Origin of the sequence: Microbacterium sp. MTN4-26, from assembly GCF_042846595.1 — a bacterium.
GTDB lineage: Bacteria > Actinomycetota > Actinomycetes > Actinomycetales > Microbacteriaceae > Microbacterium > Microbacterium luteum.
In genome coordinates this window covers 69108-85107 of sequence record NZ_BTGO01000011.1, presented here as the reverse complement: position 1 = coordinate 85107, position 16000 = coordinate 69108, and the positions used below count along the sequence as shown (strand labels likewise).

At 65.0% G+C, this 16000-nt stretch carries 17 protein-coding genes and 1 pseudogene; 9 read left to right on the top strand and 9 right to left on the bottom strand.

The genetic code is table 11. The features are described 5' to 3' along the window. Positions 1–31 precede the first annotated feature (31 nt). The gene (locus ACGG9C_RS10960) at positions 32–628 is read left to right on the top strand and encodes a hypothetical protein (RefSeq protein ID WP_138174614.1); all 597 of its coding nucleotides are present in this window, start codon (positions 32–34) and stop codon (positions 626–628) included. On the opposite strand, the gene ACGG9C_RS10955 is transcribed toward ACGG9C_RS10960, so the two are convergent. The 4 genes from ACGG9C_RS10955 to ACGG9C_RS10940 all read right to left on the bottom strand — a co-directional run bounded on the left by ACGG9C_RS10955 (position 579) and on the right by ACGG9C_RS10940 (position 4996). Further along, on the bottom strand, positions 579–1724 hold the full coding sequence (locus tag ACGG9C_RS10955) for a hypothetical protein (protein WP_138174616.1): 1146 nt from the start codon (positions 1722–1724) through the stop codon (positions 579–581). The two genes, ACGG9C_RS10960 and ACGG9C_RS10955, sit on opposite strands and share 50 nt — an antisense overlap. Next, positions 1721–2764: an ImmA/IrrE family metallo-endopeptidase gene (locus ACGG9C_RS10950; protein ID WP_171024262.1), complete on the bottom strand. Its 1044-nt coding sequence runs from the start codon at positions 2762–2764 to the stop codon at positions 1721–1723. The genes ACGG9C_RS10955 and ACGG9C_RS10950 overlap by 4 nt, the downstream gene beginning before the upstream one ends. A gap of 340 nt (positions 2765–3104) precedes the next feature. Further along, positions 3105–3872: a hypothetical protein gene (locus ACGG9C_RS10945; RefSeq protein WP_390178651.1), complete on the bottom strand. Its 768-nt coding sequence runs from the start codon at positions 3870–3872 to the stop codon at positions 3105–3107. A 215-nt stretch (positions 3873–4087) separates the two neighbouring features. After that, entirely contained in the window at positions 4088–4996 is a 909-nt protein-coding gene (locus ACGG9C_RS10940) for a hypothetical protein (protein WP_390178650.1), read from the bottom strand. A 131-nt stretch (positions 4997–5127) separates the two neighbouring features. On the opposite strand from ACGG9C_RS10940, the gene ACGG9C_RS10935 reads away from it, so the two are divergent. The 3 genes from ACGG9C_RS10935 (at position 5128) to ACGG9C_RS10925 (ending at position 7122) form a co-directional block, all read left to right on the top strand. Then, the gene (locus tag ACGG9C_RS10935; RefSeq protein WP_375237097.1) at positions 5128–5556 is read left to right on the top strand and encodes a hypothetical protein; all 429 of its coding nucleotides are present in this window, start codon (positions 5128–5130) and stop codon (positions 5554–5556) included. Beyond that, a complete protein-coding gene (locus ACGG9C_RS10930; protein WP_390178649.1) occupies positions 5556–6758 on the top strand; it encodes a hypothetical protein in 1203 nt (400 codons plus the stop codon). The genes ACGG9C_RS10935 and ACGG9C_RS10930 overlap by 1 nt, the downstream gene beginning before the upstream one ends. 79 nt (positions 6759–6837) lie before the next feature. After that, positions 6838–7122: a helix-turn-helix domain-containing protein gene (locus ACGG9C_RS10925; protein ID WP_279071115.1), complete on the top strand. Its 285-nt coding sequence runs from the start codon at positions 6838–6840 to the stop codon at positions 7120–7122. On the opposite strand, the gene ACGG9C_RS10920 is transcribed toward ACGG9C_RS10925, so the two are convergent. The 5 genes and pseudogenes from ACGG9C_RS10920 to ACGG9C_RS10900 form a co-directional block, all read right to left on the bottom strand. Continuing rightward, the gene (locus tag ACGG9C_RS10920) at positions 7076–8872 is read right to left on the bottom strand and encodes a LysR family transcriptional regulator (protein ID WP_390178655.1); all 1797 of its coding nucleotides are present in this window, start codon (positions 8870–8872) and stop codon (positions 7076–7078) included. The two genes, ACGG9C_RS10925 and ACGG9C_RS10920, sit on opposite strands and share 47 nt — an antisense overlap. A gap of 168 nt (positions 8873–9040) precedes the next feature. Further along, positions 9041–9439, bottom strand: a pseudogene (locus tag ACGG9C_RS10915) (TniQ family protein); the annotation flags it as partial. 26 nt (positions 9440–9465) lie between these two features. Further along, entirely contained in the window at positions 9466–10587 is a 1122-nt protein-coding gene (locus tag ACGG9C_RS10910) for an AAA family ATPase (protein ID WP_375237530.1), read from the bottom strand. Next, complete coding sequence (locus ACGG9C_RS10905) at positions 10584–12701, bottom strand: hypothetical protein (protein ID WP_390178648.1); 2118 nt, start codon at positions 12699–12701, stop codon at positions 10584–10586. The genes ACGG9C_RS10910 and ACGG9C_RS10905 overlap by 4 nt, the downstream gene beginning before the upstream one ends. After that, positions 12698–13420 carry a TnsA-like heteromeric transposase endonuclease subunit gene (locus ACGG9C_RS10900; protein WP_375237608.1) on the bottom strand — a complete coding sequence of 241 codons (723 nt, stop codon included), beginning with the start codon at positions 13418–13420 and terminating at the stop codon, positions 12698–12700. The genes ACGG9C_RS10905 and ACGG9C_RS10900 overlap by 4 nt, the downstream gene beginning before the upstream one ends. 250 nt (positions 13421–13670) lie before the next feature. On the opposite strand from ACGG9C_RS10900, the gene ACGG9C_RS10895 reads away from it, so the two are divergent. The 5 genes from ACGG9C_RS10895 to ACGG9C_RS10875 are packed head-to-tail and all read left to right on the top strand — an operon-like array spanning position 13671 to position 15938. Next, on the top strand, positions 13671–14024 hold the full coding sequence (locus ACGG9C_RS10895) for a helix-turn-helix domain-containing protein (RefSeq protein ID WP_300595077.1): 354 nt from the start codon (positions 13671–13673) through the stop codon (positions 14022–14024). Positions 14025–14076: 52 nt separating this feature from the next. Further along, the gene (locus ACGG9C_RS10890) at positions 14077–14472 is read left to right on the top strand and encodes a hypothetical protein (protein ID WP_390178647.1); all 396 of its coding nucleotides are present in this window, start codon (positions 14077–14079) and stop codon (positions 14470–14472) included. A 28-nt stretch (positions 14473–14500) separates the two neighbouring features. Continuing rightward, positions 14501–14905: a hypothetical protein gene (locus ACGG9C_RS10885; RefSeq protein ID WP_375237731.1), complete on the top strand. Its 405-nt coding sequence runs from the start codon at positions 14501–14503 to the stop codon at positions 14903–14905. Continuing rightward, positions 14898–15707, top strand: coding sequence for a hypothetical protein (locus ACGG9C_RS10880; protein WP_375237732.1), 810 nt, complete (start codon positions 14898–14900; stop codon positions 15705–15707). The genes ACGG9C_RS10885 and ACGG9C_RS10880 overlap by 8 nt, the downstream gene beginning before the upstream one ends. A gap of 48 nt (positions 15708–15755) precedes the next feature. Continuing rightward, positions 15756–15938 (top strand): helix-turn-helix domain-containing protein, encoded by a 183-nt coding sequence (locus tag ACGG9C_RS10875; RefSeq protein WP_390178646.1) that lies wholly within the window; start codon positions 15756–15758, stop codon positions 15936–15938. The last annotated feature ends 62 nt before the right edge of the window (positions 15939–16000 follow it).

The window sequence follows — 16000 nt, the reverse complement described above, 5'->3', positions numbered from 1 at the left end:
CCCCTCCACGACCGTCGCCGGGACGTCCGGGGTGAGTTGGCAAACCGGTGCCCATCGCGTCCACGTCGACCTCGAGCTTCACCTCCCGGAGATCCAGCGCCGCCGCGCCACAAACGCGGCGGGGTCTGTACAAGACCTGGACACTCTGCGGTTCCTGCTGACGCTCCCCGTCGATCAGCCCACCGCCCTCGCGGGCCTCGATGCGTACGAGCGGCGCCTGGCTCGGCGAGCCGTCCGCTGCGGGTTCGCCGAAGAGCGCGCCGTCGCCCGCAGCCAGTCCACTCTCATCCGAAGAGCGGAGCCTCCCGTGACGGTGCGGCTGATATCGGTGTTCGGCCCGTTCCGTCGCAGCACCCTGCAGTTGGCGACGACATTCGCCCCCTACGGGCGTCGTCGACTCGTCGTCCCCTCTGGACGGCTCGACGAGATATTGTTGCTCGAAGCAACCTTCTACGGTGTCGGCGTTACGGTGGCCGACGCCAACGGCGAGCGGACCGTCGCCGCGTCGGCGCCCTTCCAGCCCGCCCGGTTCACTGGCGCCTCCTGGCTGTTCGCTGAGCGCATCTACGGCCAGGCGCTCAGCTCAGCGACCGCCACCGGGCAAGTGTCGGCGGCATCGAGATCATGACACCCGTGTGCTGGGCGAGCCGAACATGCTCCGCTTCAGCCTCCGCCAGACGCTGATTCCACCACCGTGCCACTTGAGAGGTCCCCATCGAGGTGACGATACCTGCGATCTCGTCCAGCGCGGCCAGATTGTGCAGGTGAGCCCGGAGCCGATCCTCATCGGAGCCGGTGAACGAGTCCACCGCGCGTCCCTCACAGTGGCGACACGGGCACGGCCACGGAGTCGCGCTGGCGAACCACTTCAGGTGCATCTCGCTGGACCGGGCGAATCGCATCAGCTCCGGCATCAGCACGTGCGGCGTGCGATCACCAGGGCGACTCGAGTACGGTCGGCTGCCCGGCACCGGCAGGCGCCGCAGGCTCGGGATCTGCCCGATCACGGCCGCGCGAGCGCCGGACGCGAACGCATCGATGCCAGCGAAGTCCGCCCGCCACGGCACCGCACCCTTCACCTCGCCGAAGAACCGGCGATACGACTCCGGCGCCCCCTTGAGATTCAGAGGATCACCCGCCTTCGCTCCCAGCGCCAACGCCACCGGATGACGGCTCCGCGCGGCGACCGCGATCAACTGCGAGATGTGATCCGGCGTCGACCACTTCTGATGGACGGCCAACGGGAGGATCACGTCGTCGCGGTCGATATTGTCCGCAGCCGCGAGGACCGCCTTAAGCGCCCCCGGGTCTGCGACGTCCACAAACCCCGCTGGGATCACCGCGACCGCCGCGCCTGCATCGCGCTGCGCCTGGAGAGTCTCCTCCACCGTGGGCGCGATGAGCGCATCCACCGGTTCATCGATAATCAACGGGCGCTCGGCCGTCGCCGGAGCGAGCACCGAAGTCGGCTCGATAAGGAAAACCAAATCCTGATGCCGCGCCCGCAGGCGCCAGGCGGTCTGAAGAGCCGTCGGCCCCGACAACACCATGCCGCCGTGTTCCATGTTCACGTGCGGGGCGGTCTGCATCGTCTCACCGCCAGCCATCGTGAACACTCGCCCGCCCAAAGTGCGCTCGACCAGCGTGGCACCGGCGAGCGACTCACGCGTCGTCCGCGAAACCAGAGAGCTGTCGACCACCTCGATGTTGGCCCGATCGGTCATGCTGCGCTCCTCACGTAAAGGTCTTCGAACTCGTCCTGAACCAGGAACGCGTCGCGCGCGAGCTCTGCGACGCTCTCACCCTCATTCAGCCGCTGCTGCACCACCCGGTCGATCAGACCAGGATGTTCCTCGGCGATCGCTACCGGCTCTACGCTCCGATATCCGGCGCGGGAGAGCTCGATGTTCAACTGCCGGTAACGGCCCTCGCTGATCACATCCAGATCCACCGCACGCCGCAGCAGCGCCGCGATCGACACCCGCCACTTCGACTTCAACCGTGCCAAGCCCGGGATCGTCACCGGTGCCGCCGCCAGATCCATGCGCACATCCTGCGCCGGCATCAAGAACTCCGCCGCGAACCGATCCGCCTCAGACTCCTGCGTCTCCGACGGCACCTGATGCATCACCGCGTGCGCAAGCTCATGCGCCAGCGAGAACCGCTGCCGATCCGGCGGAATGTGATCTCCCAGCAGCACCACTGGTCGCTGTCCTTCCGGCCAGCTCACCATCGCATCGATCCGCTCCGACCCCAACGATCGCTTCACCACCACAACCCCGGCATCCTCCAGCGAGCGCACGAGGTCTTCCAGCGGACCGGACGCGATACCGATCGACGCACGCACCTCCTGCGCGATCTCCTCCGGAGTATCGAAGCCATCGGGCGGAAGCGGGTGCCGCACCAGCCGCACCGGCGTGTCTCCCGCGACGAGCCCCGTCACTTGCAAGTGCAGCAATTCCAGTTCTGCCCGCAACCGGTTCGCCACCGACAGGGGCAACGTGGAGCGCTTGCGATGGAACACATACGGCGCCGCTCCCTCATCCACCGGGACCGTCAGCAGCACCGGTGGAACACGCAGCACACCGCTCAGCTTCTCCAGGCGGTCGGGGTCCAACTCCACCAGCCCGGATTCCGCCTTCGACAGCACCGCTTGCGAGATCCCCGTGGCTTCGGACAACGCACCCTGCGTCCACCCACGCGCAACTCGGACCGTGCCGAGCATCACCCGGCCGGTCCGGCGATCAGAAGCAAACTCTGCCATGACTCCCATCTTAGTCAGCGCCTCCGACAATCGCGCGATCCATGTGCAGAAATATTCTCGCGTGTTGGATGTGAACAGCCCACTCTGACCGCGACCCCACGCCAGACCGGGTCGACGGAGATGAGCCGCCCGATCACGTCGATGCCAAATCCATCCACCGCACTTGGCCGAATGGCCAAGTGTAGGAACCGCTTAGAGATGTCCAGGATGCTCGCCATACTCCGCGGGGGGCCGGGGCGAAATGTCCACGATTCGATCGCGCAATCGTGCCACGACTTGTCCACTGGGCGGCTGCGCCGTGCGACTGTCTGAGCCGACGAGATCGCGCGGCAGCCACGGTCTACCTCGCGAAGCAGACGGTGTCGCCAGCAAGCCCATCGACGCGCAACTCGTACCGGACGTCGTCAAGGTCGGCGACGTTCCACTCGTCCGTGAAGGTGTGCGATTGTCCAGGCGCGACGTCCTCAGCGCCGTAGCCGGTTGGCCATTCGCCGTAGTTGATCACGGAAGTGTCCATGTCGGTCGCCGGAACTGCCAGAGCAAACAAAGAAGGGTCCCAGGTTCGGTCCTCCGATAGGTTCGCGATCGTTACCGTGAACACCGCGTTCGCCTCGGGATTGCTTCCCTCCGGAAGCGCGGTCGGTGGTTCCACCGTGATGGTGACCGGAATGTTTCCCTGTGTGTAGCGGAGCTCGATCGGGGCTGCGTTGCCGAATCCACCGCCGTCCTCACACCAATACGGCAGATCAACCGTCGCGGTCTCGGCGTCTTCCGGATCTGAGGCTTCTGGTGAAGGCTCCTCTTCGTCGGGGAAGGAATGGTAGTTGACCACGATGTTGACGTCGCGCTGAAAGACCTCGCCCTTTTCGAACGACGCGACGCCGCCGATCTCGACCTCGTCGACCTCCTCGGGCTTGTTTAGCCAGCCAGTGATGAGGTCACCAAGGGCGTTTGTCTCGATGCTCGTAAACCCAGCCGCCTCGAGCGCTTCGACCACATCCGTGTACATCTCACCCTCGAGATCCTTGGACGACGCTGGCATCCGCGCCTGGTCGGGCGGCAATGCCTCGGACTCCGACCCACTACACGCAGTGAGCGACAGAGTCATCGCGATCAGAAGGCTTGCAGCGAGAGCACGCATGGTCATCCCCGTCGTTCCCCAAATTCCCGAGCATCCGACGTTCGGACCCGATCACTGATGACCACCCTAGATGGGGCCCACCCCAACCCGACCACCTGCGACCGCGACATCCCCGGGTGATGCCGATAGTTTGCCGCGTAATGGTCCACGGCTGTCGGGCATACGTCGGCACGCTTCTGACCTCAGCCAACCCCTTCGGGGTTGGTATCGAATGCCGCTCCTTCAGCCCGAAACTCGGCCAGATGCTCGGGATCCATCGAATTGATCAACTCAGCGAGATGAAGCTGATCGACGAAAGGCTCGTGCTCGGCGCCGACCCAGGAGTGGATTGCGCGAGACCAAGCCTCAACCGAACGGTGGACAACCACCCCAATACGTCGTACGTAAATGTCGGGCGCATCCCACGAAACGGATAGGTGGGTGGAGTCCCCATGGGCGACCGCGGAAAGTGACGAGTAGAGGGCACCAACGGCCGGAATCTCGCTTAGGACACGCTGCGAGTATTGATAGCTCGTCTTGGCGTGGGAGCGGCCGACCGTGACGACAGCGACGTCGTCTTGCGCCTTCCCCCGCTTCTCACGGCGCTGGACACGCACCTGCTGATCCGCAAGCTCGACAATCAGCATCTCGCGGATTCGAGTCGCGCGCTCAGCGACCTGCGCACCGGATGTGGCGATGAGATTCTCTAGCCCTCGAAAGAGCGAGGCGTAGCTGCGCGCGGCGCGTTCGTCGACGTCTACATCGGCGAGCATCCAGCTGGAACCTGCTGCCACTTCGGCGATTCCGCGAGCTATCAGCGTGGCGGGGAGCGTGTAGAGCGTGTCGGCATTCATCACGACCTCGAGGCCGCGCAGATGTGACCGGAGGGCGTTGCTGGTCGTCTCCACGTACTCAACTCGCTCGTCGAAGGCCCGATGGTGCAGCCTGTTCGATGCCGCGTCCAAGTCCTGGGCATATGCCGTTGCCGACTCGGCTGCCAGCATTCGGTTCGTGAGGCCCTTGATTGTGCGCTCGACGTGCGATCGCGATTGAACGAGTACTTCGCGCGCTGCAGCCGCCACTACCTGGAGCCGTTCCTCATCTCCGTCCACACTCTGATGATGGCTCAGGTCGCAGCGGCGCAGCGCGACCGGCTCTCACCCGCGTGGCGGGATGCCCGGCTGATAGCCTCCATGAACTGGATGCGGGCATGGCGTCCTTCCTCGAGGAGTACTGATTTGGCATGACCCACCTGCGCCTCAGCAATCCGCCTGGCTCGCGATTCACGACCTGCAACGGTCGCAACTACTTCAGCCATCCCCACCATCGAGACCGCGGGATGTCGAACACGAAGTCGATCTGGGCGATCGCAGATGAGGTCGAGTGCCACGTCTTTTGCGACACCGAGACCAGGGAGTCGGCGAAGGTCGCCGCGCCATCGCAGGTGTGGGCGGTAGCCGCTGACCTTACACAGCCGTTCGGCACGAGGGGCGAGGTTCTCGCCAGATTCTTGCCACCGCAAGCGGGATCTGCCGATTGGCACGGTCACCCAGTTGGAAAGGGGAGCCCCGGAACGACCAAGACCGCGCCGGCCGATGTCATTGCGGACTGGGAGGCCAGCGGTTTGGTGTCACATGCACTCGCCAAGAAGTTGCGCAAGCAGGTGATGTGATGGACATCCGTCGCCTCACTTTGAGGATTCCCGGGCTATGGGAGGACGCCTGGCTATATAGAGAGAATCTTCTCGTTTGGGACCGCCGTGGGCAGCTCTTCTACGTCCCGATCCACACACTTTGGAGGCGAGTCGAGCAAGCACGGGATCATCACCATGCTGTCTTGGCCGACCACCTTGTGTTCCGAAGCGAACGGAAGTCCTCTCACGAGTTTCAGGGTCTACTCGCCATCCCATCAGTGAAGCGCGAGTTCGTTGCGCCGCTCACAATGACCGCAGAGGTCATAGTCGAGATCGACGCCTCCGACTTCCGGCAGGCTTCGATCGAGGCGACGCCTGGCAACCTCACCGACACCGTTGCGTACGGCAACAGGCTCTTCACGACGAGTGATGCCGGCGTCTTCGAGACGCAGTTCGACGCTCGCTACGACGAGGGCTCCCCGCTTCTTCAAGTGCACTCGGCTCCAGCGACCGCGATCGTCGCCGGAAACGGACAGTTCGCGGTCTCACTTGGCGAGGTTGGCTTGCTGTCCCGCGAGGTGGGATTCGGAGACGGTTACGGGTGGATCGACTCGGCACAGGAAGCGATCCTCGAGACGCTGGCACCGTACTCACGCCACGTCACACGATCCTCCGTTCACCTGGTCAACTATGGTGAGTCACCCATCCCGGACTTCATCCGTGCCACGACGCACATAGAACGCCGTCCAAATGGTTTCACGGAGAACATCATCACCGAGTTCAGTGAACCGGCCTCACTCGATGAGTCGCTCCGCCAGGTGGTCGGACAAGACATCACCTCGGATGAAGTCCGGTCAGGTGAGGCGTTTGATGTTCTAGGCAACGCGAACTACCGGCTTCTCATCCAGATTGGCAACGAGGTCAGCGTGCTGAACATGCTTGCAACACGCGACCGGCCCCTTCGGGTTAACCCGTACCGCCGGATCGATGTCAGCAACGAGACACCAAGGACCCTCAACCAAGCTCTCTCAACGCAGGCGTTGCGCTCGGGGTTCCTCGTCGAGCACGTGGGCGGCGTCCACGTTCTTGGCGACTCAGGCGTTATCGAACTCGCGAACGAACTAGTCGTGCAGGCTCGCACTTTCCCAGCCTCCCGCCGCTACGTCGACACGGTTGTCTTGGTGCGAGAAGGCAGCTTGGATCTTGTTGGCTTCATCGACCTTGATGGGACAGGCGTCTAAGCCAAGTAATGACACCCTCCAGGAGGAATGCCATACCGATTAGGCCATACCGACATGCGTTCGCGGGAACGCTGGATCGGTGGCGAAGCGGACCAGACCCGAGGATGCGGCCTGGAGTGACTACGCCGGCCAGCTCGCCACGAACCTTCAACGACTTCGCCACGAGCGCGGGCTCAGCCAAGAGGACGTCGCGTACCGGTCCGGACTGACGCGCTACACGTATCAAAAGTACGAGAAGGGCGAGTCGAAGCCGGGCACGCCGGCGAATCCGACGATTCGCACGCTGCTCGCGATGTCGCAGGCGCTCGGCGTCGAGCTCACCGAGATCCTTCCGCCGGACGCGCCGGATCTTCGACTCCGCTGATACCGAAGGCGCGCGACAACTCGAGACGCACTCTAACGCCGAGCTCGGTGAGAGCGAGGGGCTGACCTCGAAACGCGCGCTGGATCAGCGGTCCGCCGGCATCGACCCCGATGCGCCTCATCTGGTTCGCGAGGATGCTGAGTGTCACTCCGAGCTCGGTCGCGGCGGCTGTCATCGTGTCGTGACGGGCGACGATGAGGAATCGTTCGGCTCGCTGTGTGGCGTCCTGTCCGACGAGGATCCGGCGCAGCAGCGGCGAGTCGCCAGCGCGTGGATCAACCCGGATCGCGGTCGCTCTGCTCGCGCTGCCGCGGGCCCGGCGCGGGATCCCCGCGGCCTCGAGATGGCGGTTGATCGTGGTCATCGTCACGCCGACTTCGGCAGCGATCTCGGGGATGGTCTGACGCTCGTCGATGTAGCGGCGCCGCAGCCACTCCACATCGATGTCAGCCCTCCGTCGACCGATGCGTGTCTCGAGGCCGGCGTCCTCGAGCACGCGGCTGACGGTCTGACGAGCGACTCCGTGTTCGAAGGCGATCTCTCGCACCGACCGTCCCGCGGAGTACGCCGCGACCGCGCGGGTGGGTCTCACCGCGGCCCGGGCGGCGCGAGCTTGCGGCCATTCGCTTCCACCCGACGCAGGGACGTCAACGACGAAACCGGCGAGCTCTAGGTCCGGCATCCATTCCACTGGCTCGTCGATGTGCCGCGCCTTCAGGAATCCAGCAGCGGTGTCGTTGAGCGCACCGGACACGACCTCCGGCAATCCGTCGCGGAACGAGCGAACTTCGGCGAACGAGGGGAAGCCCGGCTCTTGAGCGAAGGGCGCCCGCGCCACGCGATTGCCGCTGAGCAGGGCGAAGAGGTACGCGCGAGCGGTCTGCCACCGCCGATCCCCACCGGGCAGGACGTTCGCCGCCCGGCAGATCTCGCGCCACTCGTCGCGGGGCAGGATGCCGGAGTAGTCGATGGCCCGCCGGCGTGCGAAGTCGATCGGTGTTGAGGTCTCATCGAGGAACGCAGCGAGCCGAGCGATCGCGCGGATGGTGTCGGCCTCGGGTCCGTTGCGGCCGAGAGACCGCATGACGTGGCTGACCTGGCGTCCCTGAGCTGCGGGATCGAGGAGCGTGATGGCCGAGCCGTGAGTGAGGCGGGTGCCCACGAAGACCACGGCCGCCGCCAGCGCACCGCCGGCGATCTCCGCATCCAGGCGCCGCGGTGCGAGGCGTGAGGTCCATTCGGGCCACAGGACGGCGGGGAGCTTTGCGGCTCGCGCGGCCGGATCCACCACCGACATCGTCACCGCCTGAAGGGTCGCAGTAGGACGCCTCATTCGTCCGAGCGCACGGCTCACGTGATCGCGCAGTGGCGGGGAGTAGTGGTCGAGCGCGGTGTGGACGCTGACGCGTCCGCGCAGCAGGTCAGTGATCCGGGCGCCTGACTGTAGCGCCACGAAGGCGATCGTGTTGCCGAGAGCAACTTCTCGGGCAGCGCCTGGCCGCAGATCCACCTTGCCGGTGCGGTTGTGAGACGCGATCAGGCTCACGTCAACCTGACCCGCAGGCATCCACTCGAAGTGCTCTCCGTCGACGAGCGCCTGTCGTGCCGCTCGTGACAGCAGCAGCATGTCGGACAGCACCTGGACGGTGCTCGGTCGCCCGTCGGCGTAGATGCCGAACTCGCCGACGCCGGTGGCGATGACCCTCAGGATCGCACGTTGCGCCTCGCGAGTCTCGGTGTCCGCCGCCACAAACTCCTCGCTCGTGGTGAGGTCGGCGCCGCAACGCGCGCCAAACGCTGGCGATTCGGTCGGCGGTCTGTTGTGACAGTGCCCGGGTTCCGGAACGAGCGTGAGGGGATGCGCGAGGAGCCGGGGAGGCTGGGCGCATCCCGGGCACCTGTCGACGAGGAGACGCCTGTGGCGTGGGCAGGCGAACCCGAACGGGAACTGCCAAGAAAGGCGCCAGCGGCCTCCCGAGTCGGCGAGACACTCGGGGCAGTAACGGGCGGCAACTCCCGTGGCCGGACAGGACGCGCTGATGCGTCCCTGAGGTGTGAGGCGGATGGCGTTCGCGGCGAACATGGTGCGGGTCATCGCACGGAACTCGTCACCCGACCGGCCGGTCGTCAGCTCGAGATTGCGCAGTTGCTGGGGTTCGAGCGCGGTGGACCACGCCCGTGAGGACTGGGATCCAGCGGCGGGAACCTCGTCGCTCCCGATCAGTCCGAGCGCTCGAGCCATCTCGCCGACAGTCGCCCCATAGCTGTGGGCCATGAACTCTACCCACGAGTCGAAAGGTTCATCTGGGAGCGGCATCGCGACGTGGAACAGGCGTCGGAGGCTCATGCGACGGACCGAGGCTTGCTCCGTTTGGCGGCGGCGAGCTTCTTCTCCTCGAGCTCCATCGCAACGACCTCCCGCGCATCCTCGGCCGCCACGTCGATGTCGATCTCGTCCAGCACCGCACGGGTCAGTTCCTCAGTGCCGTCACGCATGGCGTGCACGGCACCGAGGGTGATCAGCTTGAAGAGCGAGCCGATCATTCCGGTTGAGCGTTCGTAGAGGTAGTCCGCTTGCTCACGGAGCATGTGCGGTCGCGCGTTGGCCAGCACGAGGCGCGCATCGATCGCGCCCAGCAAGGTCATCCAGGTCTTTCGGTGCTCACCGACCGGGTGCGCGAATGGCGGGAGGGTCAGGCGTGTCCAACGCCGCGCGATCTGCGACATCACGAGCTTCTTGTCGGTCTTGCTTTCGCTGAGCAGTCCTGTGCTGCTCATGTTGACGCCGGTGAAGAGGAAGGTTGCCGGGTACTCGTTGGCGAGCCACTTCAGCTCGTTGGCCAGCGCGACTCCCTCGTCGGTGTGGATCTTCAGGAAGTGCACGTCGTCGACGATGATCAACCGCGTGCCGTGACGGCGGACCGACTCGGCTGCCAGCGCAGCCAGGTTTCGGTTGCGCAGGTATCGGCTCCTAGAGGCGTCGGCGGAAGGATGATTGTAGAAGTTCAGGATGGACTCGTTCAACGCGCGCGTCGTCGTGTTTCCGGAGAACGCCACTCTGCAGACGGGGATGTGGAGCGTCTGCCCGTCGTCGAAGTCACGCCCGTGCCGCAGGATCTGCCGTTGGTGGAAAGCTCGCCCGAACGCGTCGACTGCGGTGGTCTTGCCCAGTCCGGGTGGCGAGTCGATGACTGCGGCGCCCTTCACCCGTGACGGGCCCTGTTGGTTCGCATCGAGCAGGTCCCAAAGGCGTCCGTTCAGCCTCACGACCTGCGGAGTCTTCACCAGGAAGTTCGCGTGGTATCGCTCGCGGTGGTAGTCGTAGGCGACACGCGCGTCCTCGCTGAGCTGCTCGATCTGTTTCACCGACAGCCGCTCGGGCTGCTCAAGGGCTGGCGCTTCGGCGAAGTCCCGCCACCCCTCCCAGCGAGAGAGGAGTTCGTCGCGCTCGAGCGGAAGGATCACAGGTCCTCCAGGAGGTCGATGTCGTCGAGGTCCTCGTCGACGAGCTCGTCAGCGGTGAGGGCGAGAGGATCGTCGTTTTCGCTCGCCGGTGCTGGTGAGAGCGAGACCATGCCCAGCTCCTCGCTCAGATCCGGTCCAGCCACTTGCTGCGCGATCTGCTTGGCGATGTGCGGGAAGAACGGGCTGTCCGGGCCGTCCGCGGTCTCAGCGAGCTGGGCGGCAAGTCGCGCGCTGATGCGCTTCTCGGCGGGCGTGCTCGCACGACCTGCACCCCATCGTTCGAGGAGTTCACCGAGCACTTCGGACACATTCACACCGTTGCGACGGTCGAGAGCGATGCCCTTCGCGTACTCCAGCGCGTCAAAGCTGAACGGCACCGGGACCTTCGGCGCGTGCTCCCAACGCAGCACGTGCCAAGCGTTGTCGTCGGGGTCGTTGAAGTAGATCTGCGAGAAGTCGTCGGGGTTCACCGAGAACTGCCACTTCCGCTTGCTCTTCGCCATCGCCCGCGATCGGTCGTAGTACTTCCCGACGATGTCGCCGTTGTAGCGGAGCGTGCTGATCTCGACGCCGTAGTGATTGAACTTCCGCTTGACCACCGGGAGCATCTCCAACAGCAAGTTCGGGTTCGCCGGCACGCGGATGCGACCGGCCACGGCCACGCCCTGCTCGAACTTCTGCGCCGGGCTCATCTTGGCCGCGGGCAGCTGCGAGTCGACAAGTCCGTCGTGCGGGCGAACGTGGTAAATCGTCGCGATCCACTCCCGCAGGATCTGCTCCAGTTGCGGGATCGTGTAGACGGCTTCCACCTCGGGCGCCTCACCCCTAGACGCGATGTCTGAGCCCTTGTAGCCGGGTAGCTCTTGCAGCACCTCGTTGATGGTGCGGAACCACCGTTCCACCCACGCCTTGTCGGTGCCGGTATAGACGTGTGCGGGCTGGATGGAGATCCCGAGCCGCTGGCACACGCTCGCGACATGGATCGACATGAACGGCTTGCCGTGATCGATGATGATCGTGTCGGGAAGGATGCCGGGACGGCGGAACCGCAGCGCCTTGAGGTTCTCGACGTCGATGACGATGTTCTCCGGCACGCCATGGAAGGGCCAGGTGGCTCGGTCGCCCCACTCGGCCGGCATCTCGCGGGGTGAGAGAGCCTCCATCAGCACGCCCGCCACGTCGACCGCCTTGGTGGAGATGGGTGCAAGACGGAGGCCTAGGATGGATCTGTCGTAGAGGTCGAGGGCGACGGTCAGCTCGGCGCGCATCCACTTGCCGGTAACGGGTGCGACGCCGAAGACGTTGAGAGGCGTCGTGTCAAGAACGACGTACTCACCAGGTCTCGTCGCGACCAATCGTCCGTACGGCACGGGCGGCCGCGTTTCGATGGATCGCTGGGCCCGCATGCTGGCGCCGAACGTGCCCTTCCCGCGGGTGAGCTCGGCGACCGCGTCACGAGCGCTGGACTCAGAAGGTATCCGCACCTCGACATCCGGGTACTCGCGCTTGACCCTCGCCAACACGATGGCGAGCGTGGTCGTGACACTGCGCTTCGCGCCGCGGACGTTCTCCTCGACGACGCGTCGGCACATGTCGACCCAGCGCGGATCGAGCCCGGAGAGCGCCGGCGTCCACGACGTCTTCCGGAAGTCGAGCAGCGCGAGATCCTCGCCTTCGTCGAACCGATCGACCCACCGCTTCAGCGTCTTCGGGCTGACGCCAAGCTCTGCGGCCTTGGCGCGACGCCGCTCGTGGATGGTCGTGAGCTTCGGGTTGTACTCCGGTCGCGGCTCGTGCGGTTGAGCAAGAGTCGGCATCCCCGACGCGAACCCGGTGCGCATCTCTCGGACGTGCGCCGCCTTCCGCCGTGCCTCGTCGCGTTGCTCTTCCGTCGCGTCCGCCCAGATCAGGGCGAGCGGTGTGAGTACGACCTCCTCGGACGGTATCCCGAACGCATCCGTGGCGTCGCGCAGAAGCTCGACGAGTCGCACGCGTCGGGTCTTCTTCGCGCCGTCGACCAGGACAACAGCGTCGCCCGCGATCTCGATGACAGTGCACAGACTGCCGTCGAACGAGACGGTGCTGCCGATGCGGATGTCGAAGGTGTGGCTCATGGCGTCTCCAATGCGGTGTGGTTGGCAAGGGCAGATGTGAGGTCGCAGAGAATCGAGCGGCGCCAGAGCAGGTGGAGCACGACCGCTCGCGCATAGGGGATGTCATCCAAGGCGGCCCCGGCGCTCCGCATGGCCGCGCCAAGTGTGGGCGTCTCGCTGATCGTCGCCTCGACGACTTCCACGTCGCGCCGGGGGAACTGCCAGAGGCGTCGATACCCCGCAAGGAACCGGACGTTGGAGAGCAGCGCTGGGTCGGGCTCGGTGACGAGCCGATATCCCCATCCGCGGGATTGGATGATGTCGCCCGCCCACCGGAGTGCACCCGCGATCTCCGGGTCTTCCAGCCGACGCTTCGGCTTGACCTCGATCACCGTGAAGCGATGGTCATCGTGCTCGATCATGTAGTCGGGCACGTAGCTTCGCTCAACACCGTCTCGATCGGCGATCAACTCGAACGGCTGCGATGCGATCCGAACCGCCCGATGGTCGAAGTCCTCGAGGAGAAGCGCCGCGAGCTCGAGGCGACTCTCGTACCCGAGGAAGCCTTCCGTGGTGGCGCACCAGTAGCGCCCTGGGTAATGCCGCTGTCCCCGATGCCAGCGGAACGTCCGCCGAGGCTCGGCCTCGAAGACGTGTCGAGCCTCGAGATCCGCGAGTTTGCCCCGCTCGAGGTCATTCCCGTCGAGTCGCAGCGTGTACTGCGGTGGCGATGTTGGCACGTCAACTCCTACGAGTCGCGAACAATGAGTCATAACTCTTGATTCGTTAACGTACGAAGGTCTCTACCGTTCTTGAGGTTCGACACGCGGGTCGAGTTCTTCGCGTTGGAGTTCTCTCGCATGCCGATGGCTGCAAGCAGTGAATGTGACATTTACGCTGGGGAAGTCAGATACACAACACGCGCCACGCCGTCGGACCACGCCCTGCGATGCTCCTGCTGCGCTGAGCGCCTCATGCGAAAATGAGGCGGTGGAGACCGTGCCGAGCGAACAGAGCGAGGAGCTTTCGAAGCTTGCCTTCGGGAGCAACCACATGCTCGCGCTCATGGCCGAGATCGCACGGTCTCCCGACGGAAAGTTCTCCACGCCCTCCGTCGCAACCGCCACGGGGCTGTCGACCAGCACCATCCACGCCCTACTGAAGCGCCTCAAGCAGTTGGGGCTTGTCCGGCGAACGGATGAGGTCACCCCCGAGCGGATCAGGATCTATCAGCGCGCAGTGCACCCGACATGGGACTACGCACTACGGCTTGAAGCAGAGGCAGACGCACGCGCAGCCGGAACTTTCACCATCCAGTGGGAAGCAACGACGGCGCGTCGCTAGTAGACGCTCACGAAGGTCCTCGGATGCCTAATCAGTATGGCATCCTTCCTCTATGAGCGTTGCCGAGGACCACTACGAGGCATTCGCGACTGCGGCTGAGGACCCGTACCTCGGCGCCCTCCTTGGGACAATCGATGAGCCTGGCGGAACCTCGACTGCCAATCGCGCCGGCAGGCTCACGCTGGCCTGGTGGGACGAACATGGCAACGGACCCACGTGCGCCGAACTCATCGAAGCGGTCTTCGAGATCGACGATTGGGATGCCGCGATCGAGGATCCCGGACGAACACTCTTCGAACGCCACGAACAGCGCGACCTGCTTCAGCGATGGCTCATCAGCTACTGGACTCGGCTCGGAACGATCGCGTTCGTCCCGGGATTCGACGACATCGTCCGGCCAGGACGCGTCGACGTGATCTCCGAGGCGCACCGAACCGAGTCCGAGTAGATTGGCCAGTTCGGATCGAGGAGGACGCGTGCGAGAAATCAACATCGGCGGGCGCTCCATCACGGTCTCCCACGTCGAGACCGAGACGACGGAGTATGGCGAGATCCAGCGCTACCGCATCGATGTGCCTGGCTCGGATGCCGTCAGCCACCTGTCGATCCTGCGCTCGTCGCCAAACGTCGATGCGCGTGTCGTGGCGTCGGTGATCGACACCGAGCTGCTGCTCGGCTACGAAGGGAGCGCAGAATCCGGCCTCCTGCGCGATCCTGGCATCCGCGCCTGGCGCGACCAACACCGCGCACTCATCGAACACGCGCTGAACGGGCTCCGCGACGAGATGAAGGACCTTCCTCCCGAGCCGGTGAGCGACGCGCAACGGCTCCTCCTGCGCGCCTTCGACATGAACGGCGACGACGAGGTACGCGGTGCTTGACTATCCGACGTTCGACTTCGACCAAGTCGACTTCGTCACCTCCGACAACCACTTCAGCCACGCCCGCATCAGCGAACTCGCCGGTCGGCCATACTCCACCGTCGACGAGATGAATGAGGATCTCGTGCGCCGGTGGAACGACACGGTGTCGCCCGACAGTGTCGTCCTCCACCTCGGCGACGTGGCGCTCGGCCCGATCGAAGAATCGATCGCGCTCACCGCGCGGCTCAACGGGCGCCGGCTGCTTGTGCCCGGGAACCACGATCGCGTCTCACCCGCGACCCAGTCGAAACGGGCGATCGAGCGATTCCTGCCCATGTACGAAGCGGCGGGCTGGGAGATCCTCCCCGAGGTCATCGAGGGCACCCGCCGCGGGTACAGGATCCTCGCCTCGCACTACCCCTACGCCGGCGACAGCCAGGAACAGGATCGACACACGTCGCATCGCCCACGCTGGGACGACGGCATCCCGCTCATCCACGGGCACACCCACGCGCGGGACTATGGCCCGAACGGGTATCAGTTCCACGTGGGCGTCGACGCGCACGACTTCGCCCCGATCCCGTTCAGCGTCATCGACGCCTGGATCCAGAGCCTGCCCGGAATCGAGACACGGCTGCAGACAGCGATCCGCGAAGCTCGAGAGGTCGTTGCCGACCTCGACGACACGCCCCCACTCAACATGGACTTGATGTTCTTCATGCAGGCGTACGACGAACTTCACATGCACCTCGAAGAGCTGCTGGCGGCCGTTGACGAAGTCGGGCACCTCGATGGCGACGAGGGCGAGGGTTCCCGATAGGATCGGCCATACCCGGAAAAATCCGGCTCAATCCGCATGGGGGCGTGAATGTCAGAGCCGTGGCTCTCTGCCGACGACATCGCTGAGCACTTGGGCGTGACCAAAGACACGATCTACGCCTGGATCTCAGACAAGGGGATGCCGGCGCACAAGGTCGGGCGCCTGTGGAAGTTCCAGGCGAGCGAGGTCGACGACTGGGTGCGCAAGGGGGATGCCGGATCGCCGGACTGAGGGGGCTTGGATGTCCGTGGTCTGCCATATCCTGATCGACTTGCCAGCTGAAGGAGTGAACG